At 73.2% G+C, this 25,271-nt stretch carries 20 protein-coding genes and 1 pseudogene; 11 read left to right on the forward strand and 10 right to left on the reverse strand.

The window, feature by feature from the left end; genetic code table 11:
- Window positions 1–26: 26 nt before the first annotated feature.
- Together AB0469_RS28190 and AB0469_RS28195 are read right to left on the reverse strand one after the other, a co-directional pair.
- On the reverse strand, window positions 27–2,063 hold the full coding sequence (locus tag AB0469_RS28190) for an NB-ARC domain-containing protein (RefSeq protein ID WP_366454255.1): 2,037 nt from the start codon (window positions 2,061–2,063) through the stop codon (window positions 27–29).
- Window positions 2,064–2,214: 151 nt separating this feature from the next.
- Window positions 2,215–3,189: a fibronectin type III domain-containing protein gene (locus AB0469_RS28195; protein WP_366454256.1), complete on the reverse strand. Its 975-nt coding sequence runs from the start codon at window positions 3,187–3,189 to the stop codon at window positions 2,215–2,217.
- A 129-nt stretch (window positions 3,190–3,318) separates the two neighbouring features.
- Between AB0469_RS28195 and AB0469_RS28200 the strand changes: the two are divergent.
- Window positions 3,319–3,498, forward strand: a pseudogene (locus AB0469_RS28200) (ABC transporter ATP-binding protein); the annotation flags it as partial.
- A gap of 203 nt (window positions 3,499–3,701) precedes the next feature.
- The gene (locus AB0469_RS28205; RefSeq protein ID WP_366454299.1) at window positions 3,702–5,273 is read left to right on the forward strand and encodes a hypothetical protein; all 1,572 of its coding nucleotides are present in this window, start codon (window positions 3,702–3,704) and stop codon (window positions 5,271–5,273) included.
- 57 nt (window positions 5,274–5,330) lie between these two features.
- On the opposite strand, the gene AB0469_RS28210 is transcribed toward AB0469_RS28205, so the two are convergent.
- Window positions 5,331–6,266 (reverse strand): ion transporter, encoded by a 936-nt coding sequence (locus AB0469_RS28210; RefSeq protein ID WP_366454257.1) that lies wholly within the window; start codon window positions 6,264–6,266, stop codon window positions 5,331–5,333.
- A 174-nt stretch (window positions 6,267–6,440) separates the two neighbouring features.
- On the opposite strand from AB0469_RS28210, the gene AB0469_RS28215 reads away from it, so the two are divergent.
- Both AB0469_RS28215 and AB0469_RS28220 read left to right on the forward strand, forming a co-directional pair.
- Window positions 6,441–7,637 (forward strand): sensor histidine kinase, encoded by a 1,197-nt coding sequence (locus tag AB0469_RS28215; protein ID WP_366454258.1) that lies wholly within the window; start codon window positions 6,441–6,443, stop codon window positions 7,635–7,637.
- Window positions 7,634–8,323, forward strand: coding sequence for a response regulator transcription factor (locus AB0469_RS28220; protein WP_366454259.1), 690 nt, complete (start codon window positions 7,634–7,636; stop codon window positions 8,321–8,323). Before AB0469_RS28215 ends, AB0469_RS28220 begins: the two co-directional genes overlap by 4 nt.
- Before the next feature lie 196 nt (window positions 8,324–8,519).
- On the opposite strand, the gene AB0469_RS28225 is transcribed toward AB0469_RS28220, so the two are convergent.
- A complete protein-coding gene (locus AB0469_RS28225; RefSeq protein WP_366454260.1) occupies window positions 8,520–8,924 on the reverse strand; it encodes a DUF5997 family protein in 405 nt (134 codons plus the stop codon).
- Window positions 8,925–8,981: 57 nt separating this feature from the next.
- Here AB0469_RS28225 and AB0469_RS28230 point away from each other — a divergent pair, with 57 nt between their 5' ends.
- The gene (locus AB0469_RS28230) at window positions 8,982–9,755 is read left to right on the forward strand and encodes a LysR substrate-binding domain-containing protein (RefSeq protein WP_366454261.1); all 774 of its coding nucleotides are present in this window, start codon (window positions 8,982–8,984) and stop codon (window positions 9,753–9,755) included.
- 377 nt (window positions 9,756–10,132) lie between these two features.
- Here AB0469_RS28230 and AB0469_RS28235 read toward each other — a convergent pair whose 3' ends face one another.
- Complete coding sequence (locus AB0469_RS28235) at window positions 10,133–10,789, reverse strand: hypothetical protein (RefSeq protein WP_366454262.1); 657 nt, start codon at window positions 10,787–10,789, stop codon at window positions 10,133–10,135.
- A gap of 166 nt (window positions 10,790–10,955) precedes the next feature.
- On the opposite strand from AB0469_RS28235, the gene AB0469_RS28240 reads away from it, so the two are divergent.
- A complete protein-coding gene (locus tag AB0469_RS28240) occupies window positions 10,956–12,356 on the forward strand; it encodes an NADP-dependent succinic semialdehyde dehydrogenase (RefSeq protein WP_366454263.1) in 1,401 nt (466 codons plus the stop codon).
- A gap of 3 nt (window positions 12,357–12,359) precedes the next feature.
- On the opposite strand, the gene AB0469_RS28245 is transcribed toward AB0469_RS28240, so the two are convergent.
- The 3 genes from AB0469_RS28245 to AB0469_RS28255 all read right to left on the reverse strand — a co-directional run bounded on the left by AB0469_RS28245 (window position 12,360) and on the right by AB0469_RS28255 (window position 15,461).
- Window positions 12,360–12,953, reverse strand: a complete 594-nt coding sequence (locus tag AB0469_RS28245; protein ID WP_366454264.1) for a TetR/AcrR family transcriptional regulator — start codon at window positions 12,951–12,953, stop codon at window positions 12,360–12,362.
- A 70-nt stretch (window positions 12,954–13,023) separates the two neighbouring features.
- Window positions 13,024–15,027 (reverse strand): discoidin domain-containing protein, encoded by a 2,004-nt coding sequence (locus AB0469_RS28250; protein ID WP_366454300.1) that lies wholly within the window; start codon window positions 15,025–15,027, stop codon window positions 13,024–13,026.
- 233 nt (window positions 15,028–15,260) lie between these two features.
- Complete coding sequence (locus AB0469_RS28255) at window positions 15,261–15,461, reverse strand: hypothetical protein (protein WP_366454265.1); 201 nt, start codon at window positions 15,459–15,461, stop codon at window positions 15,261–15,263.
- Between the two features lie 119 nt (window positions 15,462–15,580).
- On the opposite strand from AB0469_RS28255, the gene AB0469_RS28260 reads away from it, so the two are divergent.
- From AB0469_RS28260 to AB0469_RS28270, 3 genes are all read left to right on the forward strand, one after another.
- Entirely contained in the window at window positions 15,581–17,023 is a 1,443-nt protein-coding gene (locus AB0469_RS28260; RefSeq protein ID WP_366454266.1) for a hypothetical protein, read from the forward strand.
- 66 nt (window positions 17,024–17,089) lie between these two features.
- A complete protein-coding gene (locus tag AB0469_RS28265; RefSeq protein ID WP_366454267.1) occupies window positions 17,090–18,076 on the forward strand; it encodes an alpha/beta hydrolase in 987 nt (328 codons plus the stop codon).
- Window positions 18,077–18,129: 53 nt separating this feature from the next.
- Window positions 18,130–18,375 (forward strand): hypothetical protein, encoded by a 246-nt coding sequence (locus AB0469_RS28270; protein WP_366454268.1) that lies wholly within the window; start codon window positions 18,130–18,132, stop codon window positions 18,373–18,375.
- Window positions 18,376–18,400: 25 nt separating this feature from the next.
- Here the strand turns inward: AB0469_RS28270 and AB0469_RS28275 are convergent, their stop codons facing one another.
- Both AB0469_RS28275 and AB0469_RS28280 read right to left on the reverse strand, forming a co-directional pair.
- Window positions 18,401–18,856 (reverse strand): GNAT family N-acetyltransferase, encoded by a 456-nt coding sequence (locus AB0469_RS28275; RefSeq protein WP_366454269.1) that lies wholly within the window; start codon window positions 18,854–18,856, stop codon window positions 18,401–18,403.
- A gap of 182 nt (window positions 18,857–19,038) precedes the next feature.
- Window positions 19,039–22,548, reverse strand: a complete 3,510-nt coding sequence (locus tag AB0469_RS28280; protein WP_366454271.1) for a M28 family peptidase — start codon at window positions 22,546–22,548, stop codon at window positions 19,039–19,041.
- Window positions 22,549–22,692: 144 nt separating this feature from the next.
- Between AB0469_RS28280 and AB0469_RS28285 the strand changes: the two genes are divergently transcribed.
- Together AB0469_RS28285 and AB0469_RS28290 are read left to right on the forward strand one after the other, a co-directional pair.
- Window positions 22,693–23,652, forward strand: coding sequence for a LysR family transcriptional regulator (locus AB0469_RS28285; RefSeq protein WP_366454272.1), 960 nt, complete (start codon window positions 22,693–22,695; stop codon window positions 23,650–23,652).
- A gap of 149 nt (window positions 23,653–23,801) precedes the next feature.
- Window positions 23,802–25,247 carry a glyceraldehyde-3-phosphate dehydrogenase gene (locus AB0469_RS28290; RefSeq protein ID WP_042817582.1) on the forward strand — a complete coding sequence of 482 codons (1,446 nt, stop codon included), beginning with the start codon at window positions 23,802–23,804 and terminating at the stop codon, window positions 25,245–25,247.
- Window positions 25,248–25,271 lie beyond the last annotated feature (24 nt).

Genomic DNA, 25,271 nt, shown 5'->3' on the forward strand with positions numbered 1-25,271 from the left:
GCCTTACGACGTCCACCGGCCGCCCCTCAGCCGGTGGACGCCGCCGCACCGCCCCGGAACGCGGTCTCGTACGCCGCGTCACCGATCGCCGCCCTGGCCTGCCGCTCGCCCTGGTCCCGCAGGGCCGTCAGGGAGGGCGAGCCCATCTGCGGCCGCCCCACCGTGCGCCACCAGGCGTGTCCGGTGCCCAGCAGCCGCGCGGCCAGTTCCCCGTCGCCCAGGGCCGCCACCGCCGCCGCGAGCATGTCGAGGCCGATCGCGATGCCGAAGCGGTCGTTCAGCAGCCGCTTGCCCGAGAGCATCGCCCGCACGTGCCGGGCGGCCTCGCCGTGCTGGCCGAGCCCGAGCGCCGCGAAGGCCAGCACGTAGTCCGCGTACGCCCGCAGCCAGCGCTCGCCGAGCTCCACGCACGCCTCGCGCAGCCCCCGGGCCTCCTCGGCGGCCTCCTCGAAGCGCCCCAGGTCGCACAGGGCGTACGAGCTCACCAGCTGGCACAGCAGCCGCCCCGCCCCGCGCCCGCTCCCGCCGTGGCCCGTGCGCGCCCGGGGTCCCGCCAGCGCGAGCGCCCGAGCCGGGTCGCCCGGCATCAGGAGGGAGGCCGAGCGCAGGTAGGCGGCGCGCTGGCGCCCCTCCGGATCGCCGAGCCCGTCCGCGGCCCGCACGCACGCGAGGCCCGTCAGCCGGGCCGCCCCCAGGTCGCCCTGGAGCAGCATCGTCAGCCCGAGCGCCCACAGCGCCTGGGCGTGCGCGGCCCCCGTCGGCGGGACCTGGGCCAGGGCCCGCTCCAGGAAGCCCCGGCCCTCCTGGAGGTGGCCGCAGGAGAACCAGAAGAACCACAGGGCCCCGGCCATCTCCAGGGCCGCTTCCGGGTCCGTCCCCAGGAGGTGCTCCAGTGCGGTGCGCAGCTGTGCGTGCTCGGAGCTCATCCTGCGGTACCAGTCCACCTGCCCCGGCCCCATCCACCCCTGCTCGGCGGCCCGGGCGAGGGCGGCGTACCAGTGGGCGTGGCGGTCGGCGACGGCCCCCACCTCGTCCAGCTCCTCCAGCCAGTCGTGGCCGAACTCGCGGATGGTGTCCAGCATCCGGTAGCGGGCCCCCGCCCCCCGCTCCCGGGACCGGCGCACGACGGACTTCGCGACCAGCCCCTCCAGCAGCCGTTCCACCCGTGCCGCGGGCAGCGGTCCGCCGGCGCACACCGTCCGGGCGGCGGCCGCGTCGAAGTCCCCGGCGAACACTGACAGCCGGGCCCACAGCAGCCGTTCCAGCGGCTCGCACAGTTCGTGGCTCCAGCCGATCGCGGTCCGCAGGGTCCGGTGCCGGGCCGGCAGGGCGGCGCCGGTGATGTCCGAGAGCACCTCGAAGCGCGCGCCCAGCAGCTGGGCCATGCGCTCCAGCGTCCACAGCCGCAGCCGGGCCCCGGCCAGCTCCAGCGCGAGCGGGATGCCGTCCAGGCGGCGGCAGACCTCGGCCGCGAGGGCCGCACGGGCGGGGTCGGCGAGGGCGGCGGCGGCCTGCGGCGCGGCGGCCAGGGCGCGGGCCCGGAAGAGGGCGAGTGCGTCGCTGTCGGGGCCCTCGCAGGGCAGCGGGCGGACCTCCAGGACGGTCTCGCCGGGGGAGCCCAGCCGCTCGCGGGAGGTGACCAGCACCGTCAGTCCGGGTGCGGACTGCAGGAGTTCGCCCACCAGGTGCCGGACCGGGGTGACCAGGTGCTCGCAGGTGTCGAGGACGATGAGCAGCGTCTTGTCGGCCATCCACGTGCACAGCTCCTCGTCGAGGGACTGCGCGGCGTGGGGCGCGGCGCCGATGGCCAGGCCGAGGGCGTGGGCGAGGGTGGTGGCCAGGAGCCCGGGGTCGCGCAGCGGGGAGAGCTCCACCCACCAGACCCCGTCGGGCCGGGACCGGCCGGGGCGGGCGGCGGCCCGCAGGGCGAGCCGGGACTTGCCGACTCCGCCGACCCCGGTCAGGGTGATCAGTCTTCGCTGGTCCAGCAGGCCGTCGAGGCGGTCGAGTTCGGCCTCGCGGCCGAAGAAGCTCGCCGTTTCCGGCGGTAGGTTTCCCGGCACGGCGCCAGATTCTGACGTATGACCGCCGTCGGCGGCACCTGCCTGACCGTGGTTGACCGAGTACTCACCGAACACGGACGTATTGTGCGCGATCTTCTTCCCGGGCCGTGCCGTTCGGCCCGGATCGCTCCTGCGGGCCGGCCCGCGGCCGTCAGCCGGGGAGGGTGATCCGGCGCTCCTCGGAGAAGGCCCCCCAGTTGCCGTCGGGCAGGCGGGCGCGCAGTTTCAGGGTCCAGACGGTCCCGGCCGCCTCGGTGGTGGTGAGCCGGTAGGAGGCCCGGCCCTTCGGTACGGCGCCGGCACCGAACTGGATGACCGTGACGGGCCGGTCGTTGACGTAGAGCTGGTACTCGGCCGTCTCCCGGCCGGTGTCCGGGGCGCTCCAGCCCAGGTCGACGGCGGCGGGGGAGGCGGTCGCCGTGAACCCGCCGGGCGCGGTGCCGGGCCCCTGGGCGGGGTCGTCGGGGGTGGTCACGGCCACCGCCGGCCCGTCGGGGGAGCTGTTGTCGGAGCCGTCGCGGGCCCGGACGGTGAAGGAGTAGGCGGTGCCCGGCTGGAGACCGGTGAGGGTGGTGGAGGCCTCGGCGGCGCCGGCCGTGTGGATCCGGATCCCGCCCTGGTAGACGTCGTACGCCGTCACGCCCGTGTCGTCGGTCGCCGGGCTCCACTCCAGGCGGACCGCCCGGGGGCCCTCGGCGCGGCCGGCGGTGGTGGGCGGCGCGGTCGGCGGCAGGTGGTCCTCGGCCCGGGCCGCGGGGGTGGTGACCTGCGCGGCGGCGCTCGGGGAGGAGCGGTTCCCGGCGGCGTCCCTGGCCCGGACCGTGAACGCGTAGGCGGTCTGCGGGGCGAGGCCGGTGACGTCCACCATGGTCTTCTCGGCGGGGAGTTCCCGGACGAGCCGGCCGCTCTGGAAGACCTGGTAGCCGGTGACCCCGTCGGCGGGCGGGGCCGCCTCCCACATCACGTGGACCGAAGTGGCACTGCCCGCCCGGGCGGTGAGGCCGCCGGGGGCGGGCGGGGGACGGGTGTCCCCGCCGGCGCCGCAGGCCGTCAGCGCGGCGGTCAGGCAGAGGGCGAGGCCGGCGCGGGCCGCCCCGGCGCGGCGCGGGGCCGTGATGGGTCGCACGGGGTGCCTTCCTCGTACGGGCTCTCGTAAAGGTCTAGACATATATGGCACGGGTGGGGGCGGCCGGACAAGCCCCCGGTGGCCGGGAATCGGCGTCCGTATGACCGGGTTCGTCGCATTCCGATCTCGTCTGGCATGGAGGAGACCGTCCGGGAACCCACCGGCATCCGCTCCCGGCGCGGGGTCGCCGAGGCCGCCGCCGCCCGGACCGCCTCCCCCGCCGACCACCTCGACCGCCACCCCCACCAGCTCTCCGGCGGCCTCGCCCAGCGGGCCGCCACCGCCCTCGCCCTCGTCGGGGACGCCCCCTGCTGCACGATCCGGTGCTGCTCGGCCGCTGGTGCGACCGCACGGCGGACCGGAGCGACATCGCGCGCGGCCGGCCGACTGTTGCGCCTTCATGAATCATCCCCTCCCTCCATGGACTCCTCGGGCGGTGCGATCTAGCGTCTGGCGGCGGCGCGATGTCAGACGCAATGTCAACAGCACTCCACGAGAAGGAGGTCGCCCGGATGTTCCGAAGAGCGCTGAACTGCGCCGCGGTCCCGGCCGTCGCCGCCCTGACGGTACTCGCGGGACTCGCCTCGCCGGCCCGCGCCGAGGAGATCCCGCAGGCCCCCGGCCACCGCCTGGTCCGCCACTACGAGGGCGCCCCGGCGACCGCCGCGCCGCTGCCGGACGGGGCCCCGCCGCAGCACCCCTTCCTCGCACCCAACGGCCGCAGCGGCATGCACGCGGACGCGGGCGGAAGCGCCACCTCCCCCTGGTCCGGACCGCTGGGCCGCGACCCGCAGGTCACCAGCGAGAGGATCGCCGCACTCGGCGGGGAGTGCGCCACCGCCACCTTCGACGCGGGCGGCCGCCTCGTCACCGTCTGCGGCACCTTCTCCGGCTTCAAGGTCAAGCTCCTGGAGCCCCGCACCCTCGCCACGCTCGCGGAACACCAGCTCCCGCAGCGCTCCTCGACGGTCGAGGCGATCACCTCGCTCGACTTCTCGAAGATCTTCAAGGACACCTCGGGCGGTGCCTACTTCTACCTCGACGACGAGGACCGCGCGGTGCTGGCCGACTCCCGCCAGCACGTCCTGCGCCTGGCCCACTCCCAGAACCCCGACGGCAGCTGGAAGTTCACCGTCGAGGACGACTGGGACCTCACCGGCCAGGTGCCGCACGACTGCGTCGGCTGGACCAACCTGTGGCCCACCGGCACCTGCGACCCCGTCACCTCGGTCATGCCCGACTGGAACGGCCTCATCTGGTGGGTCACCCGCCAGGGCCGCGTCGGCACGGTGGACCCGCAGACCTCGCGGATCCGCTCCGTCCGGCTGACCGGCGAGGAGGTCCAGAACTCCTTCTCGGTCGCCGAGGACGGCGTCTCCATCGTCTCCGACCACGCCCTCTACAGCTTCCGCGCCACCGCCGACGGCACCCCCGAGGTCCAGTGGCGCCAGACGTACGACCGCGGGACCGGGACCAAGCCCGGCTCCGTGAACCAGGGTTCGGGCACCACCCCGGACCTCTTCGGCGACGGCTACGTCGCCATCACCGACAACGCCGACGACCGGATGAACGTCCTCGTCTACCGGCGGGGCACCGACGTCCCCGCCGACCGGCGGCTGGTCTGCAAGGTGCCCGTCTTCGGCTCCGGCGCCTCGACCACCGACAACTCCCTGATCACCTGGGGCAACAGCATCGTCGTCGAGAACAACTACGGCTACGAGAACGTCACCTCGCTGCTGCTGGGCAAGTCGGTCGTCGGCGGAGTCAGCCGCATCGACGTCCGCGCGGACGGCAGCGGCTGCGACACGGTCTGGGAGAGCGCGATCCGCTCGCCCTCCGTCGTCCCCAAGCTCTCCACCGGCAACGGGCTGCTCTACTTCTACGAGAAGGAGCCCAACGCCTGGGGCGTCGACGCCTGGTACCTCACCGCCGTGGACTTCCGCACCGGTGAGCGCCGCTGGCGGCAGCTGACGGGCACCGGCCCGCTGTACGACAACAACTGGGCGCCGATCACCCTCGGGCCCGACGGAACGGCGTACGTCGGCGTGTTCAACGGCATCGTCGCGGTCCGCGACGGCGGCTGAACCGGCCGCCGGCGGAGGTCCCCGCCCGCGGGACGGGCGGGGACCTCCGCCGGGGAGCTACACGGCGGACTCCAGCTGACGCTCCCGCTCCTTCGGCTCCCGCGGCCCGGGCGCGGCCGGGGGCGCCGACCGGACCAGGTCGAGGCTGGCCTCCAGGTCGTCCAGGGCGAGACGCGCCGCGGTGATCCGCTCGCGGACCTCGTCGGCGGCGTCCCTGTCCCTCGTCGCCCGCTCCCGGGCCCGGGCGTCGGCCTCCTCCATCTCCCGGGCCTCGTCGAGGGAGTTCAGCACCACCCCGATCAGGACGTTGACCAGGACGAACGAGGCGAGGAGCGCGTAAGAGGCGTAGTAGAGGATGCTGAACCGGGAGATCTCCAGGCCCGCCCGGACGGCGTCCGTCAGCCCATCCAGGGTGGTGAGCAGGAACAGGGTGAGCGCCGCCCGGCCGATCGAGCCGTAGTGCTGCGGGTCGGAGCGCGCGAAGCAGACCCAGCCGACCATCGCGTACACGTACACCACCAGCGCGCCGACGAACAGGAAGCTCGCCGTGCCCGGCAGGCTGCGCCCCACCGCGAGCAGCAGGATGCGCAGATGGGGCAGGAAACGGGCGGTGCGCAGCACGCGGGCCAGGCGCAGCAGCCGCAGCACGGTGGTGTTCGAGCGCAGGAACGGCAGGAAGGCCGAGGCCACGATCAGCAGGTCGAAGATGTTCCACGGGTCCCGGAAGAATGCTTTCGGCCGGTCCGCGTAGGAGCCCAGGCGCAGTACCATCTCCAGGGTGAACAGGACCAGGCAGCCGTCCTCCGCCAGCTGCAGGATCCGGCCCTGGGACGCGGCCAGGCCGCTGTACGTCTCCGCCCCCATCAGGCCCGCGTTGATCAGGATCACAACGAAGACGCCCATGCCGAACGAGGGGGCCTCGGTGATCCGCCGGCAGTGGGCCGCAAGTCTCCCGCGGCCGGACCGGGCCCGCACGGTGTCCGTGTCCGTCATGTGTCTCCTCGTACTCGTAGGGCTCGTCGCGAGTGCCGGCGCACGCACCGGTCCGTACGTCTAACGCCCCGCCGCCGAACGGGTTTCAGCGGACCCCGCGGGTGCGCGACCCCGCCCCGGGGCGTAAGCCCGCGGGCCGATGCCCCCGCCGAGTGCGGTGATTACTGTCGCGGCATGAACACAACAGCGCTACGAGCGCCTTTCGGCACGGACGAGGGAGGGCGGGTGCGCACCGCGCTCCTCGACACGGGCGCGGCCCTCCTCTACCTCCTCGCCGCCGGCCTGCTCCTCGCCGCCGGCCCCCAGAACACCGGTCCGGTGGCGGCGGCCGTGCTGCTGCTCGCGCTGAGCCTGCTGGCCGGGATGCTCCGGCGCCGGCCGTCGGCGGCACTGGCCCTGACCCTCGTCGCCGCCACGCTGGCCGCCTTCGGGTCGATGGGGCCGCACGGCCCCATCCGGCTGCTCGGCTACCTCCCGGTGGACCTCGTCCTCGGCCTCGTCGTGGCCGTGCGCCCCCGCCGGCAGGCGATCGCCGCCGGTGCCGCCGTCGCGGTGGTGGAGGTCCTGGCCGTCGGCCTGCTCGCGCCCGGTGCCGTCCTCGTCGCGGCGCTGCTGATCTCGGTCCTGGCCCTGGGCACCTGCTGCATGGCCGGGCTGCTGGTGCGTCAGCGGCGCGTCCACGCCGTGGAGCTGCGCGCCCAGGCCGTGTCCGAGGCGGTGACCGCCGAACGGCTGCGCATCGCACGGGAGCTGCACGACATGGTGGCCCACAGCATCGGGGTCGTCGCCATCCAGGCGGGGGTGGGGAGGCGGGTCATCGCCGCCCGGCCCGAGGAGGCGCGCAGCGCGCTGGAGGCCATCGAGAACACCAGCCGGGAGACCCTCGCCGGGCTGCGCCGGACCCTGGTCGCCCTGCGCCGGGCCGAACCCGGCGGGGACGGCCGCGCCGCCCCGACGGGGCCCGCGCCGGGACTCGCCGACCTCGACGCGCTGGCCGCTTCGCTCGCGGGTTCGGGCGTCGGCGTGGAGGTCCGCTGGACCGGCGAGCCGCGTCCGCTGCCCGCGGACATCGACCTGTCCGTCTACCGGATCGTGCAGGAGGCCCTCACCAACGTCGTCCGGCATGCCGGCGGCTCCGCCCGGGCCCGGGTGACCGTGGAGTTCCGGGAGGAGGAGCTGCGGGTGGAGGTGGCCGACGACGGCAGGGGCGCGGCGGTGCGCCCCGGGAAGCCGGGCTTCGGCATCACGGGCATGTACGAGCGGGTCGGGCTGCTCGGGGGCCGCTTAAGCGCCGGACCGCGCCCCGAGGGCGGCTTCCGGGTGGCGGCGGAGATCCCGCTGCCCGCCGGTGAGCCGGCGGTGCGGCGATGAGCGGGGGGCCGGTCCGGGTGATGCTCGTCGACGACCAGCCGCTGGTGCGGTCGGGGCTGCGGGTGCTCATCGGTGAGACCGCCGACCTGGAGGTGGTGGCCGAGGCCGGCACGGGCGCGGAGGCCGTCGAGCGGGCCGCCGCGCACGGACCCGACGTGGTGGTGATGGACATCCGGATGCCCGGCATGGACGGCATCGAGGCCACCCGCCGGATCACCGGCGGACCGGCCGCGCCCCGGGTGCTGGTGCTGACCACCTTCGACGAGGACGAACACGTCTACGGGGCGCTGCGCGCGGGCGCGAGCGGCTTCGCGGTCAAGGACATGGCCCTGGAGGACATCCTCGCGGCGATCCGCGTGGTCGCCGCCGGGGACGCGCTGATCGCCCCGGGCGTCACCCGCCGCCTGATCGCGGACTTCGTCCGCGGCCCCGGCCCCGGCCCGGGCGCGGAGCGCGCGCCTGGGCGGGCCCCGCGCCCGGGGGCGGGCATCACCGACCGGGAGCGCGAGGTCCTCACGCTGGTCGGCCGGGGCCGCTCGAACCAGGAGATCGCCGAGGAGCTGTTCATCTCCGTGGCCACCGCCAAGGCCCACGTGGCGCGGCTGTTCGGCAAGCTGGGCGCCCGCGACCGCGTCCAGCTGGTGATCACGGCGTACGAGATGGGCCTGGTCTCCCCGGCCGGCTGAGCGGGCCCTCGCCGCAGGCGGCGGGCTCAGGGCGTGGAGCCGCCGGCGCGGCCGGCCTCCCGGGCCGCCCGCTCCACCCGGCCGACGGAGTCGAGGTCCAGCGGCCCGATCGTCCGGACGGGCCCCGCGGACGCGAAGACGGCCGGGCCGGGTCCCGAGGGACCCGGCCCGGCCGTCCTGGCGTGCGGGGAGGCGGTCAGGAGCGCTTCTGCGCGTCCTTCTCCGCCTTCTCCGCCCGCTTCTCCTTGATGCGCACGGCCTCCTTGCGGACCTCGGCCTGGGTGGCGCGCTCCTTCTGCAGCCACTCCGGGTTGTCCTGCTTCAGGGCCTCGATCTGCTCGGTGGTGAGCGCCTCGGTGACCCCGCCGCGCGCGAGGCCGGCGATGGAGACGCCCAGCTTCGAGGCGACCACCGGGCGCGGGTGCGGTCCGTTGCGCCGCAGCTCCACCAGCCAGGCGGGCGGCTCGGCCTGGAGTGCGTTCAGCTCGGTGCGCGAGACCACGCCCTCCTGGAACTCTGCGGGGGTGGCCTCGAGGTACACACCCAGCTTCTTCGCCGCGGTCGCGGGCTTCATCGTCTGGGTGCTCTGGTGCGACGTCATGCTCCAAGGGTATCGAGCATGTGCGCGGGCTCCGACCACGCCCGGTAACCTTGCGGGGTGACAGGCTCGGATGCATCCCCTTCGTTCCGGCTCGCCTACGTCCCGGGGGTCACACCCACCAAGTGGGTGCGGATCTGGAACGAGCGGCTGCCCGACATCCCGCTGACCCTGGTCGGCGTGACCGCCGGCGAGGCGTTCGCCGCGCTGCGCGGCGGTGACGCCGACGCCGGGTTCGTCCGGCTGCCCGTGGACGGTACGGACCTCAGCGCGATCCCGCTCTACACCGAGACCACCGTGGTCGTGGTCCCCAAGGACCACGTGGTGGCCGCCGTGGACGAGGTGTCCACCGAGGACCTGGCCGACGAGATCGTCCTGCACCCCCTGGACGACGTCCTGGGCTGGGAGACCCCGCCCGGCAAGCCCGCCTTCGAACGGCCCGCCACCACGGCGGACGCGATCGAGCTGGTGGCGGCCGGCATCGGCGTGCTCGTCGTCCCGCAGTCCCTCGCACGCCTGCACCACCGCAAGGACCTCACCTACCGGACGGTGACGGACGCCCCCGCCTCCCGGGTCGCGCTGTCCTGGCCGGAGGAGAAGACCACCGACATGGTCGAGGACTTCATCGGGATCGTCCGGGGCCGGACGGTGAACAGCTCGCGCGGCCGTCAGGCCACGTCCCCGCAGCCCAAGCAGGAGCGCAAGGCCGCCCCGGCGAAGAAGACGGGCGGCAAGCCCCGGACGGCCGGGAAGCCGGCGGCGAAGTCCGGCGGCAAGAACGCCCGCGGCGGTGCGGCCGCCCCCAAGCGCGGCAAGCCGCGGCGCCGCCCGTAGCCCCCGCCCCGCGCGGCCGGACACGCCGGTCCGGGTACGCCGGGCCGGGTACGCCCGTCCGGTCGCGGCCGGCCCGCACCCGGGTCGTCCGTCCGCCCGCGTCGTGAGTCCGCTCGGACCGGCCCGTCCCGCGGCCGGCCCGCACCCGGGTCGTGCGTCCACCCGGGTCGTGCGTCCGCTCGGGTCGTGCGTCCGCTCGGGTCGTGCGTCCGCTCGGACCGGCCCGTCCCGGGGCCGGCCCGCACCCGTCGTGCGTCCACCCGGGTCGTGCGTCCGCTCGGGTCGTGCGTCCGCCCGGGGCGTGAGTCCGCTCGGACCGGCCCGTCCCGGGGCCGGCGCGCACCCGGGTCGTCCGTCCTCTCGGGTGCTCCGTCCGCTCAGGACGGTCCGTCCGGCTTCGGCGATCGGTCCGGCCCGTCCGCCCGGGTCGGCCCGTCCGGCTCCGGCGGCCGGTCGGGTTCCCGGGGGGATGCCGGCTCGCGGAGGGTGACCAGCCGGTAGGCGGGGGCGCGCTTCGGCCGGCGCTCGCCGCCGCGCAGCCCCCGCGCCTGCCGGACGGCCGCGTCCACGAGCGCGGCCACCAGCGGGTTCGCCCGGCGCAGCCGCAGCAGCTGGTCGGAGCGCAGGCCGACGATCGCGGCGGCCGTTCCGGCGGGCGCGCCCCGGGCCACGGACTGCAGGAACAGCCGCAGGCCCAGCGCGCCGATCGGCCCCCGCGCCGGACCCCGGTGCGCCGCCGCCAGGGCCGTCGCCGCCGCGAGCGCGGCCTCGAAGGCGGGGTCCTGGGCCCGCCACCCGGCCAGCAGCGCCTCCGGGATCCCGGCCGCCGCGGCGCAGCCCGCCCGGCCCAGCCCCATCGCGGCAGCGTGCACGGCGCGGGCGCGGCGGTCGTCGTTCTCCGCCTGCAGATCGGGGTGCGGGTCGAGCGCGGCGGCCAGGGCCCGGTCGACCTCCTCGGCGGCGGTGAGGCCCGCCACCAGCTCCCGGGCCCACTCCCGGCGGCGCTCCGGCTCGTCCTGTGCCCGCTCGTCCACTGTCCGTGCGCCTCCCGCCCGGGTCCTGCGGGACTCCTGGTCCCATTGTGCGGCCGCCGCGGATCCCGTGCGGAGACGTCCCGGCAGGCGGCCGGTCCTCGCGTTGCGCGGCCGGGAGCGGGCGGGCAGGGTCGGTGGGGCGACTCCCCCGCAGGAAGGTCGGACCATGCCCATCGCCACCGTCAACCCCACCACAGGCCAGACCCTGCGCACCTTCGACGCGCTCGACTCCGACGGCATCGAGCGCTGCCTGGACGAGGCCGCGCGCACGGCCGCCTCCTACCGGCGGACCACCTTCGCCGAACGCTCCGCGCTGCTGAACCGCGCGGCCGGCCTCCTGGAGGCCGAGGCAGAGGACGTCGCCCGCACCATGACCATCGAGATGGGCAAGCCGCTGGCCGCCGCCCGAGCCGAGGCGGCCAAGTGCGTCAAGGCGATGCGCTGGTACGCCGCCCACGCCGAGGGCCTCCTCGCCGACGAGCACCCCGCCGACTCCGACGTCCGCGACGCGGGGGCCTCGGCCGTCCGGGTGCGCTACCGGCCCCTCGGGGTGGTGCTCGCCGTCATGCCGTGGAACTTCCCGCTCTGGCAGGTCGTGCGGTTCGCGGCGCCCGCCCTCATGGCCGGGAACGTGGGCCTGCTGAAGCACTCCTCCAACGTTCCCCAGACGGCCCTCTACCTGGGCGGCCTCTTCGAGCGGGCCGGCTTCCCGCAGGGCTGTTTCCAGACCCTGCTGATCGGCTCGGGCCCCGTCGAGGGCATCCTGCGCGACCCCCGGGTGGCCGCCGCCACGCTGACCGGCAGCGAACCGGCCGGGCGGGCGGTGGCCTCGGTCGCCGGGGACGAGGTCAAGAAGACCGTCCTGGAGCTCGGCGGCAGCGACCCGTACATCGTGATGCCCTCCGCCGACATCGCCCGCGCCGCGAAGACGGCCGTGACCGCGCGGGTGCAGAACAACGGCCAGTCCTGCATCGCCGCCAAGCGGTTCATCGTGCACACCGACGTCTACGAGGAGTTCGCCCGGCTCTTCACCGAGGGCATGGCGGGGCTGACCGTCGGCGACCCGATGCAGGAGTCCACGGACGTCGGCCCGCTGGCCACCGAGGGCGGCCGCGCGGACGTCGAGGAGCTGGTCGACGACGCCGTCCGGCACGGGGCCACGGTCCTGTGCGGGGGCCGGCGCCCGCCCGGGCACCCGGACGGCTGGTTCTACGAGCCCACCGTGCTGGCCGACGTCACCCCGGCGATGCGGATCGACCTGGAGGAGACCTTCGGACCCGTCGCCACGCTCTACCGGGTGGGCAGCCTCGACGAGGCCGTGGAGCGGGCCAACCACACGCCGTTCGGACTGAGTTCGAACGTCTGGACCCGGGACGACGCCGACCTGGAGCGGTTCGTCCACGAGCTGGAGGCCGGCGGCATCTTCGTCAACGGCATGACGGCCTCGCACCCCGCGCTGCCCTTCGGCGGCGTCAAGCGGTCCGGCTACGGGCGGGAGCTGTCCGGGCACGGCATCCGGGAGTTCTGCAACATCACCACCGTGTGGCAGGCGGCGGATCCGGCCTGAGCGTCACGCCTCCATGAGGCCCTGGACGTGGTCGGTGATCATGTCCAGGATCTCCGCGGCCGCCTTCTCGTCGCCGAGGACCAGCAGGGCGAGGGTCAGCCCGTCCGTCATCGCGGCCAGGTAGCTGGCGAGCACGCCGACCGGGACCCGGGGCCGCAGTCCGGTGTCGCGGCCGAGCTGCCGGATCAGTTCCTCGTACGTGTCGCGGTACAGGGCGTACTGGCGCCGCGCCAGGTGCTCGAACCCCGGCTGGCGCAGGGCGTACTGGGTGAGCTCGTACGTCAGCATGTGCTCGCCGGGCTGGGCGCACACGTGGTCCCAGTACGCCTGGAAGCCCGCCCGGACCGTCTCGCGCAGGGTGGGCTTCGGGCGGATCGCCTCCCTGACCACCGTGATGTAGTGGGCGGTGATCGTCTCGATGACGGCTTCGAGCAGGGCCTGCTTGGAGTCGAAGCAGTAGTGGAAGACGCTGAGCGACACCCCGGCCTCGGCGGCGATCGACCGGGTCGTGGTGCGGGCGACGCCGTCGCGGGTCATGGCGCGGATCGCGGCCTCGGTCAGCTGTGTCCGCCGCTCCGCCGAAGGCATCCGGGCCATGGGACCGGGAACCCCTCTCGTGTGACGAGGCCGGAGCGGGGGCCGGCCGGTCCGGCCGGTCCCCGCCGCCTCAGCTGCTGAAGACGCCGACCTCGTGCAGGGAGTAGCCCCACTGGGTGGCGCGCTGGACCCCCTGGACGCGGAGGTAGCGTGCCGTCACGCCGTCGAACCGGGCCGTGTCCAGGCCGCCGTCGCTGTCGGTCGTGGACCAGACCGTCTGCCAGTCCGAGCCGTCCGTGGACGCCTCGATCCGGTACGCCTTCCCGTACGCGCGCTCCCAGTCCAGGGTGACGCGCCCGATGCGGTGCGCGGAGCCGAGGTCGATGCGCAGCCACTGGTTGTCGTTCCACTCGCTGGCCCAGCGGGTGCCGGAGTCGCCGTCCACGGCCCGGGCGGGGGAGTAGTCGACGAAGGGGTTCCACCACTCCGAGGTGGACGCCGAGGCGGACGCGCCGGTGGCGAGGTTGACGCTGCCCTGGTGCTTCTCGGACGCGCCCCAGGTGGTGAGGTAGGACTCGGCGCCCTTGAACAGGTCGTCGACCACGTCCTGGCCGCCGACCAGCCGGATGTCCTCGATCCAGTCGGGCACCAGCCCGTAGTGGGCGGCGCCGTCGGTGTTGAGGTCCCAGGTGCGCTGCCCGGCGGTCTGCCGGTCGATGACCGAGCCGCCGTCGGTGCTGCGGAAGGGGTACTTCACCGGGTTCGGGGTGTTTGCACCCCGGGGGCCGGGCCAGCCGCCGACGCCGTTCATGTCGGTGCCGTAGCCGTAGCCGACGTGGTACTTCTCGCGGAGCGCGTCCGTGCGCTTGGCCTCCGCGCTGAACGCCTCGGAGCCGCTCATGTACTGGGCGGCGAAACCGCCGAGCTTGTAGAGGCGCTCGGTCCAGCCGAGGTCCATCCAGCTGTGCGAGGAGATCACGCCCGGGTACGACTCCGATTCCAGGATGTCGAAGGCGCGGCCCGCGGCCTTGACGCTCATGTGGTCGACCTCGAGCATCATCTTGCGCTTCATCATGCCGCGCACCGCGTACTCGCCGAGTTCGGTGAGGCCGCGGGTGTTGCACTGGGCGCCGGCGGCGTACGAGGGCACCGCCACGCCCGCCGGGAGCTCCTTCTGCGCCGCGGGCGCGGGGGCCAGGCCGATCGGGTTGTCCTTCTGCGGGCCGGTGCACTGCTCGGTCTTCCAGAAGGTTCCGGTCGACAGGAACTGGCCGACGTTGATCGCGGTGCCCAGGGCGCCCTCGTCGAACCGCACGCCGCACAGGGCGTTGTCGAACTTGTGGCACAGGAACATGCTGCGCACGCCCAGCTTGTACAGCTCGTCCAGGCCCCGGTCGATGTCCTCCTTGGAGCACTGCGCGACGTCGAGGATCTGCTTGCAGCCGAAGGGCTCGGAGGTCTCCACGCCCATGACGACGGCCAGCTTGCCCTGCTTGATCACCTCGCGGGCCTGGTCCGAGCTGGTGACGATGCGGAACCAGCCCTTTCCGGGGCCGCCGTACATCTTGTCGATGAACGCCTGCATGTCGTAGGTCTTCTGCGCCTCGAGGCGGATGGCGGTCATCTCGTCGCAGCCGCGGTCCTTGAAGAAGTAGACCGAGCAGATCACCCCGTTGGTGACGAGGTCGTTGACGAGGACCCGCTGGCCGCCGCGCCAGGCCCGCTCGACCCAGGCGTAGTAGTTCTGCTGGTGCGTCAGCGAGTCGTGGGCGGGCCAGTCCTTGAAGGTGGGCCAGCCGTTGGGGTCGTGCTTGCCGTCCCCGCCCTTGGTGATGAAGTCGAAGACGGCGAGGGTGCCGTCGGGGTAGTGCTCGGGGCAGTCCTTGAGGGCGTCGGCGACGCCCATCTCGGAGAAGGGCTTGCCGCAGATCAGCCGGCCGCCGAAGCCCTCGTTGGACATCAGGTGGTCGTGGGCGTCGACGAAGCCGCGGACCTTGCCCTGGGCGTCGGTGCCCTTGAAGGGCTCACCGGTCACGTTGATGTCGGAGTCCGGCTGAGGCCGGGCGGTGGGGTTCCACCAGCCGGGATCGGAGGCGGAGTCGGCGAGGGAGGCGGGCGCGGGCCCGAGCACCATCGCGAACGCGGCGATCAGGAGCGAGAGGAGCGCGAAGGGACGCCGGCGCCGGCGGCGCGGGCGTGGGGGAGGGTGAGGGGTCAAGGTGATCACTCATGCCTTCGGTCGGCGGAGAGCGCGGTCGAATCAAGGCATGAGTTGTCATGCCCCGCACAACAGAAGGCATGAGAATCGCTACTGGCGCGTAAGGAGTCAAGGGTCCGGGACGCTTGACCTGATGGAGCGTCGGATGGTCAGTTGATCGGTTCGTCGGCGTACTTGCCGCCGACGCAGGTCCACTGGCCGACCACCGAGTCGTACTCCACCGTGCCCCCGCCGGCCGTGCACTGGTCCCCGCTGACCCGGGGGACGGTGGCCGCCTGTGCGACCGGGCCCATGATGCCGAGCGCGGCCACCAGCGCGGCGGTGGCGAGACCGAAGAGACGTGTACGCATGGGAAGCTCCTCCTGGGACGAGCCGTGGGTCACGACCAGCATCCCGCGTCCGGCTCCGGGCCGCACGCCCTGCCGGGTCTCAGGGCGCGTGCGCTCCGATACGGCGGCAGACTGGTGTCATGACGAACGCACCTGCGGTCGTCGTGGGGCGACCGGAAGCTTTTGGCCTGCGGAAAGTCACGGTTGACGGCAAAACCATCGGCAAGGCGTGCTCCGCGGGGGACCTGCAGAGGATCCTGCGTCATGCGGGGCTGGCGTTCGAGAGTGAGATCCAGTGGATGGGCGGGGACTCTACCGTCTGGCCGGGCTGCGGGTGGAAACGGAGGGCCACCGCCCTGTTGATGGCGGGAGGCCTCCTCGCCACCGTCTTCCAGCTCGTCCGGATCGGCAGCGTGGACACCTTCGGCGCCCTGGACTACCTCGGACGGATCACCGGTTTCGTCTTCCTCGCGGCGGCCGTCGTCGTGGCAGCCGCCGTGCTGGCCACGTTCGACTACTGGCGCAAGCGGACGAAAAGCTACTCCGGAATAGTCGTCTTCATCGGAGTCCTGTTCTCCTTCGCCGTCAATGCGCTGCTGCTCTGCATGCACATCAACGCCTGGGTCTTCACTCCGTACCTGCCGTTCCGGGTGGTGTTGCTCGTCTGGGCCGGGTGGGCCCTGTGGGTGCTCTTCCGGGAGCGGGCGTGGAAGGGGATCCGCAACCCCAAACGGGTCGTCGTCGGTGCCATCGTGCCCGTGTTCCTGGCGGCCGCCAACATGGCGTACACGCAGGTCTACCTTCCCTCCGTCACCTATTCGCTGGTGGACACGTCAGCCGAACTCGGGGAGGCGACCTGGGACAGCAGCCGGAAGGTCATGGCCTTGACGGTCCACCTCCGTGTGAAGAACAACGGTCAGGTGCCCGTCTATATTCTCGGCAGTATCTACTGGATCAACGGAATGGCCCTGCCCAACACGCCACCCCGGCAGGATCACGGAACGTACAAGTTGATTGACAACGGTGAGTTCATCAAGCCGCCGGGAATGTCCCTGAATCCGGGTGAGGAGCACTCCGAGGACGAATACGTCGAGATCCCGCAGCCCGAGCGGTTCAAGTCGGTGATGGCCTCGACGGAGCTGTACCTGGTCAGGAAGGACAGGGCCATCATCAGCCCGACGTACGAGAACTCCGGATTGGGGCGCGGGAAACTCAGGAAGGAGGGGAAGGATCAGGACCCCCCGGGGCCGTTGGTGGACTACACCCGTTACCAGGCCGACCTCTCGAACAGCAACGAACTCCTCGACGAAGTCCGTGGACGGCCCCGGGTGACCCTGTGGTGGGTGCGTCAGAACAGATTCCCGTTCATGGCGGTGTCCGTGACGCAACACGGAGAGAACAAGCCCTTCTCCGTCAATTTCCTCTACGCGAACGACAAGGCCATCGAGCGCTACGGGCTCCAGAGAATACGTGGATCGATGACGCAGAAGCCCTACACGGAGCTCGTGCAGGAAGCCACGGGAAAGCACCCCGCGATGAGCGACGTGCCGGCGGCGCCGACTGATTCGGGCCGCCTGGGATGACGCGACGCGGCGGGGGCGTGGCCGGAATGCGGCCGGTCTTCACGCGTCCGCTCCTAGAGTCGGCGCATGAGCGAATCGAACGACAGCGGGGGTTCCGGAGTGCGGTCTCGGCGCGGGGTGTTGAAGGCGGCCGTCGTGGGGGCGGGGGCGGTGGCCGGCGTCGGGGGTGGCGGGGGCGTCGGGCAGGCCGACGAGCGGCGGTGCGCGGCGCCCGTGTTCGTCCTCGTGCACGGGGCCGGCAGCAACTCCTACGCCTGGTCCCACGTCCTCGCCGAGCTGGGTCTGCGCGGGCACAAGGCGGTCGCCGTCGACCTGCCCGGGCACGGGCGCGGGGCGCACTACCCCGCCTCCTACCAGACGCCGCAGGACCTGGAGGCGCTGCGCACCGAGCCCTCGCCCCTCGGGAAGGTGACCCTGGACGACTTCGCCGCGCACGTCGTGGACGTCGTGCGGCGCGCCTCCCGCCTCGGGTCGGTGGTCCTGGTCGGCCAGAGCATGGGCGGGGCGACCCTCAACGCGGTCGCCAACCGGGTCCCCGAGCTGATCTCCCACCTGGTGTACGCCTCCGCGTTCTGCGCGACCCGGCACACCTCCGTCACGGACCTGATGTCCACCCCCGAGGCCTCCACCAGCGCCCTGTTCCGGCTGGAGCCCGTCAAGACCCCGCCCGAGCTGGGGGTCAACCGGATGAACTGGCGTTCCGGCGACCCCGCCTTCTTCGCGGCGGCCAAGGACGCGCTCGCCGCCGACCGGCCCGACGACGCCGTACGGGCGCTGATCGCCACCCTGGAGCCGGACGAGTCGACGGCGATCGGGAACGCCGACTCACGGGGGCTCCCGGAGACGTGGGGGCGGGTGCCGCGCACGTTCCTGCGGTTCACCCGGGACCACTCGATCCCGCTCGCGCTCCAGGACCTGATGATCCGTGAGGCGGACGGGACCACCCCGCGCAACCGCTTCCGAGTCCGCTCCCTGGCCGCGCCGCACGCCGGACCGCAGGACGCGGCGGTGTGGGCGGACGAGCTGGAGCTGGCGGCCGGCGCCTGCCGCTGACCCGGCCCCGGCGCGGGCGCGCGGGGCGCGGCCGGTCCGCCTATCGTCGAGGTATGAGCGAGACCGTGGTCGTGTACGAGTACGACCGGCCGGGCGCAGAGGGAGACGTCCTGCGCGTGCACGCGGCGCCCGCCGCCCCGGGCCGCAGCTCCGTACGCGGCCCCCGGACGCTCTGCGGCCGGGACACCTTCGCCATGGAGACGGCCCCCCGGCAGCCGTCCGGGGACCCCGGCGCGCCCTGGTACCCGCAGGAGTACGCGGACCGGGTCTGTCCCGCGTGCGCGGACGCCGCCGGGTAGGGCGGGCGCGGGGCGGGCCGAAGGGTCAGCGGCCGGGGGCCATGTCGTACGTGACCCACATGGTGCGGGTGGCCACCTGGTCGTACTTGGACCGGGCCCGGTGGTTGTCGTCGGCGGTGATCCACCGGACGACGCTCCAGCCGCGCTCCGCCGCGAGCTCGCGCAGGGCGCCGAGCAGCAGGTCGGCCGCCCCGCGGCCGCGGTGTTCGGGGGCGACGAACAGGTCGTCCAGGAAGCAGCCGGTCGTCGCGGACAGCGGGCGGGCGAAGGGGCGGTAGTGGGCGAGGCCGACCAGCCGGCCCCCGGTGTCCTCGGCCACCAGGGCGCCGACCTCGTGCGCGGGGTCGTCGATCCAGGCCCAGACGGTCCCCGCGGCCTCCTCGGTCTGCTCCACCCCGTAGAAGTCGGCGTAGCCGCGGTACAGGGCGCGCCACTGGGCGAAGTCCCCGGGCTGGGCGGCGCGGACCAAGATGTCGGACATGTCTGGGATCTCCTGGGATCGGGACTCGGGGAACCGATCATGCCGGAGCGCCCCGCGGCCCGGGATGCGCCGCCGTGTCCAAAGCCGGGCCGCCGTCCTGACGCCGTGGACAGGGGCGGGTGCGGCGGAGCCCGGTCCGGCGGGTCGCCGGACCGGGCCCCTGGAGGGTGCCGCGCGGTCGGTCAGCTCACCCGGAGGGTGACGTCGTCGACCACGAAGGAGGTCTGGAGGGACTGGTCCTCCACCCCCTGGAACTGCAGGGTGACGGTCTGCCCGGTGAACTGGGAGACGTCGTAGCTCTTGAGCACGTAGCCGGATCCCGCGTCCGCGTTGGACAGGGTCTCCAGGGTCCGGCCGCCCACCGAGACGGTGAACGTGTCGTAGACGGTGTTCTCGGTCTCGTCGGTGTCGATGTGGAGGTAGAAGGCGAGGCGGGCCGAGGAGCAGCCGGCCGGGAGGGTCAGCGACTGCGAGGCGCTGTCGGTGCGCGGGGAGCCCCAGCCGTTGAGCCACGCCATGTAGGCGCCGCCGTGCGGGGTCTCGCCGGCCTGGTCGGTGATGACGCCGGAGGTGCTGCTCCAGGGGGCGGCGCCGTTCTCGAAGCCGCCGTTGGCCACGACCTCGGCCGGGGTGCAGCTGCCGCCGCCCCCGCCGATGGTCAGCGTGTAGGTGGTGCTGTGGGTGGTGGAGCCGGTGCCGGTCACGGTCAGGGTCGCCGTGCCGGGGGCGGTGCCGGCGGCCACCTGGACGGTGAGGGTGGAGGACTGGCCGGACTGCACGGAGGACGGGCTGAGGGTGGCGGTGACCCCGGCCGGGGCGCCCGAGACCGTCAGGGTGACGTTCTGCGGGCTGCCGCTGACGGTGGCGGTGTTCACCGTCGAGGTGACGCTGCCGCCCGGCGAGGCGGTACCCGCGGCGGGGGAGGTGGAGAGGGAGAAGTCGGAGGCCGGGGCGGTACCGCCGACGGCCTGCTTCCAGATGGCGTAGGCGACCCCGTCGGCGCTGCGGTCCAGGACCGTGGCGTTGATGTTGCTCGGGGTGTCGCAGGAGCTGTGGTAGCAGGAGTCGTACGCGGCGTTCGCGGTGCCGCCCCACTTCGCGGCCTGCGCGGAGGTCTTGCGGGCGCTGGCGCCGGCCGCGTACCCGGAGGTGGGGATGCCGGCCTGCTGGAAGGAGTAGTCGTCACTGCGGCCCTGGCCCTCGGTGTTCTCCTCGGGGGCGAGGTTCAGCGAGGTCCAGTACGCCTTGAGGGGGGCGGCCGTGGTGGAGTCGACGTTGTTGATGAAGTAGCCGCCGTTGGGCGAGCCGACCATGTCGAAGTTGTAGTAGCCCTTGATGGCGGCGCGCTGGGCGCTGCTCAGCCGGCCCACGTAGAACTTCGAGCCGTTGAGGCCCTGCTCCTCGTCGGTCCACCAGGCGAAGCGCACGTGCTTGGTCATGGTGGGGTTCTTCTGGGCCAGGACCAGCGCGTTCTCCAGCAGGGTGGCCGAGCCGGAGCCGTTGTCGTTGATGCCCGGGCCGGCGGAGACGCCGTCGAGGTGGGCGCCGAACATCACGGTCTGGTCGTCGGGGCCGCCCGGCCAGTCGGCGATCAGGTTGTTCGACGGGTAGGTGCAGGAGGTGCAGCTCTGCTCGGCGACGGTGTAGCCGGCGGCCTGGAGCTTGCCCTTGATGTAGGCGAGGGACTGGGTGTGGCCGCCGCTGCCGGCGCGGCGGTTGCCGCCGTTCTGCGTGGCGATGGTGCCCAGCTGGTTCAGGTGGGCCTGGACGTTGGCCGCGCTGATGTCCGGCGGGGTGGCGGGGTCGGGCTGGCCGCCGCCGACGGTCAGGGCGTAGTCGGCGGTGTGCGCGAGGGAGGCGCCCTGGCCCTTGACGGTGACCGTGGCCGGCCCGGGGGCCGTGGTGGAGCTCGCGGACAGGGTCAGGGTGGAGGACTGGCCGGACTGCACGGTGGCCGGGTTGAAGGAGGCGGTGACCCCGGCGGGCAGGCCGCTCGCGGTGAGGGTGACCTGCTGGGCCTGGCCGGTGGTGGTGCTGGTGGCCACGGTGGTGGTCACCGAGGCGCCCTGCTGCACGCTGCCCGACGCGGGGCTGAGGGTGAGCGAGAAGTCGCCCTGGCCGCTGGGGGTGCAGGTCGGGTCGCCGGACTGGGCGGGCACGCTGATGGCGTCCCAGGCGGCCTTGGTCCTGGTGAACAGGTCGCAGGAGGCGTCGAGGGTCTTGGCGGAACTCAGCGTCGCCGTCCGGTACTTCTTGTAGGACATGCTGCTGGTCTTGAGCAGCATGCCGCCGTAGAAGATCTTGCCGGCGTTCTGCACGCCCACGCCGGTGACCGTGGACTGGTTGCAGGTGCTGCTGCTCGGCTTGCCGCCGCCGGGGTTGCTGCCCTCGGCCAGCAGGTAGAACCAGTGGTTCAGGGGGCCCGCGGCCGCGTGCACCTCGGTGCCCGGTATCGCGGAGCTGTAGCAGGACGGGTCGTTGTTGACCGCCGAGGGGTTGTACATGTTCCGGATCGGGCCCCGGCCCTGGAGGTTGATCATCTCGCCGACCGTGTAGTCGGGGGTGTCGTAGGGGGCGGGCTCGTTGGCGTACGCCTCGGTCAGCGCGCCGAAGATGTCGCCGGTGCCCTCGCCGAGCCCGGCCTCCTGGCCGCTGGTGCCGCCCGGGGTGTTGGTGTCGATGGCGTGCCCGTACTCGTGGCCCACCACGTCGATGCCGGCGATCCACTCGTTGGCGCTGTTGTGGCCGATGGTGACGGAGCTGCCGTCCCAGTACGCGTTGAGGTCGCCCAGGCCGACCTTGCCCGGGAAGCTGCGGCCGTTGCCGTCGACGCCGTTGCGGCCGAGCCACTGGCGCAGCATGTCCCACTGCTTCTGCGCCGCGAACACGAGGTCCGTGCACCCGGTCTCCTTGGAGGTCGGGTTGCCGGTGCCCCAGGAGTCCGAGGACTTCGAGAAGACGGAGCCGCTGCTGTAGTCCGCGCAGCTCAGGCCCGGGCGGTTCGGGTCGCGCAGGGAGTAGGTGCCGCCGGAGGCGGTGGTGTCGATCGTCAGCGGGTTGGGACCGTTCCACTTGCTGCTGCCGCTGCCCGCGACGACCTCGTCCCAGCGGTCGACGACCCTGCCGGTACGGGCGTCCACGAAGACGTGCAGCCGGCTGGGCGCCGACTTCGTCGACCCGGTCAGGACCGTCTCCCAGGCCAGCACCGGCTTGTCGTCCTTGAGCCGGACGACCAGCCGGCTGCTCTCCACCCGGTCCACCCGGGCCAGTTCGGCCCGGGACGAGGACTCGGCCGCCTTGGCGGTGACGGTCGGGGTGGTCGCGACGTCGATCACGGTCGAGGAGGCCGACTGGAGGGCGCGGACCTTGCCCTCCCCGTCCGCGAGGACGACCGCGTCGCCGCCGACGACCGGCAGGCCGCGGTAGCTGCGCTCGTACGCGACGGAGAACAGGTCCTGCACCCAGGGGGTGACCTGGCGGCGGTCGTACTGCTGCTGCGGCTGGTTGACCAGGCTGTCGAGGCCGCTGCGGACGGCCGCGTCCGCGGCGGCCACGGCCCGGTCGGCCCGCGAGGGCCGGGGCGGTACGGGATCCGGCTGCTGCGCGGCCGACGCGGTGCCGGCCAGCGCTCCGGCGAGGCTCGCGGTCAGCGCGAAGGCCGCCACGGACGCCGTCCATCTGGTGGGCTGCACGAGTCCACTCCGATCGTGTGTGTGGGGGGTGTCTGGCTTGCGCCGTCGCCGAGTATGAGCGTGGACATGGCGAGATTGGGACATCCCTGCGGGCATAAGGCCCGGGTTATGGTGCGGCGCGGTGACGCTTCGTAAGCTGCCGGGATGCAGCTGGAGTTGAGGCACCTGCAAGCCGTCTGCCGGATAGCGGAAGCAGGAAGTCTGGGCGCGGCCGCGCGCCGGCTCGGAGTCTCCCAGCCGGCGCTCTCCGCCCAGTTGCGCAGGATCGAGCGCGTCACGGGCGGCGAGCTCTTCGTCCGCGGCCGCAGCGGGGTGGAGCCCACCCCGCTGGGCCACTTCGTCCTCGCCAAGGCCCGCCGGGTGCTCGGCGAGATGGACGCCCTGGGGGCCGAGGCCCGCGCCCTGTCGGCGGACGCGCCCCTGCGGCTCGGCTGCATCCTGCTCGTCCTCCTGGACGGCCTGCTCGCCCGCACCGACCTGGCCCTGTCCGGGCGGGAGGTGGCGGTGGACCTGGAGACCTCGGTGACGGCCCTCGTGCGGATGCTCGGCGCCGGCCGGTACGACGCCATCGTCTACGGCGAGGTCAACGACTACGAGGTCCCGCTGCCCGGCGGGGTCCAGGCCCGCACCGTCGTGCCCCGGGAGCCGTTCTGCATCCGGATGTCCGCGCGCCACCCCCTGGCCGGCCGCGCCCGGCTCGACCTGGCCGACCTGGCCGGCGAGCAGTGGATGACCCTCGTCCAGGACGACGACGGCGGCCCCGAGGCCCTGATCGAGGCCTGCGCCAGGGCGGGGTTCACCCCCTCGCTGCGCTACCGGATCACCGACCGCAAGATGCAGCACGACCTGATCGCGGCGGGCCGGGCGGTCTCGCTGAGCCAGCCCACCGCCCCCGCCGTACCGGGCACGGTCATGCGGCCCCTGGCCGGCACCCCGGTCACCGGCCGGATCCGGCTGGCCTGGAACCGGTCGTCGGTCTCCGCGCACCAGGCGGAGCTGCTCCACCGGGCGGCCGTGGAGGCGTACCTGGCGAACGTGGACAACAACGCCTTCCACCGGACATGGTGGGACGCCCACCCGGAAGCCCACCCGACCCTCGGCTGACCCCCCTGGCCGCCCGGCCCCCGCGCCCCCGCCGCGCGCTCACGCGCTGTGCGCCCCTGGTCGCGGGCGGTTTCCCCGCCACCCCCGCAGAGGATGCCGGGCGCGGTCGGGTTAGCATATGAGCGCCGCCTAGCTCGAAAGATAACTCTGTGACTGTCAACGAGGACTCGTTCAGCAACTGGAAGACCCGCGAGGAGATCGCGGAGTCGATGATCCCGATCATCGGGAAGCTGCACCGCGAGCGGGATGTAACGATCCTGCTGCACAGCCGCTCCCTGGTGAACAAGTCGGTGGTCAGCATCCTCAAGACCCACCGGTTCGCCCGGCAGATCGACGGCGAGGAGCTCTCGGTCACCGAGACCATGCCGTTCCTGCAGGCCCTCGCCGCGCTCGATCTCGGTCCGTCGCAGATCGACATCGGCATGCTCGCCGCGAACTACAACAGCGACGACCGCGGCCTGTCCGTGGCCGACTTCACCGCCGAGGCCGTCGCCGGCGCCACCGGCGAGAACAAGCTGGAGGGCTCCTCCGGCCGCGACGTCGTCCTCTACGGCTTCGGCCGCATCGGCCGCCTCGTCGCCCGCCTGCTCATCGAGAAGGCCGGCTCCGGCAACGGCCTGCGCCTGCGCGCCATCGTCGTCCGCGGTGGCGGCGAGGCCGACCTGGTCAAGCGCGCCTCGCTGCTGCGCCGCGACTCGATCCACGGCCAGTTCCAGGGCACGATCACGGTCGACGAGGCGAACAGCACGATCATCGCCAACGGCAACGCGATCCGCGTGATCTACGCGAACGACCCCTCCGAGGTCGACTACACGGCGTACGGCATCAAGGACGCCATCCTCATCGACAACACCGGCAAGTGGCGCGACCGCGAGGGCCTCTCCAAGCACCTGCGCCCCGGTATCGACAAGGTCGTCCTGACCGCCCCGGGCAAGGGCGACGTCCCGAACATCGTGCACGGCGTCAACCACGACACGATCAAGCCGGACGAGCAGATCCTCTCCTGCGCCTCCTGCACCACCAACGCGATCGTCCCGCCGCTCAAGGCCATGGACGACGAGTACGGCGTGCTGCGCGGCCACGTGGAGACCGTCCACTCGTTCACCAACGACCAGAACCTCCTGGACAACTACCACAAGGCCGACCGCCGCGGCCGCTCCGCGCCGCTGAACATGGTCATCACCGAGACCGGCGCCGCCTCCGCCGTCGCGAAGGCGCTGCCCGACCTCAAGGCGCCGATCACCGGCAGCTCGATCCGCGTCCCCGTCCCGGACGTCTCGATCGCCATCCTCAGCCTGCGCCTGGGCCGCGAGACCACCCGCGACGAGGTCCTCGAGTACCTCCGCGGCGTCTCCCTGCACTCGCCGCTGAAGCGCCAGATCGACTTCACCACCGCCCCCGACGCGGTCTCCATGGACTTCGTCGGCTCGCGCCACGCCTCGATCGTGGACGCCGGCGCCACCAAGGTCGACGGCGACAACGCGATTCTGTACCTCTGGTACGACAACGAGTTCGGCTACTCCTGCCAGGTCATCCGTGTGGTCCAGCACGTGTCCGGCGTCGAGTACCCGACCTACCCGGTCCCGGTCGCCTGACCGTCCCCCGGGAGAGCGAGCGCT

The sequence above is a fragment of the Streptomyces sp. NPDC093801 genome, from assembly GCF_040701585.1.
GTDB lineage: Bacteria > Actinomycetota > Actinomycetes > Streptomycetales > Streptomycetaceae > Streptomyces.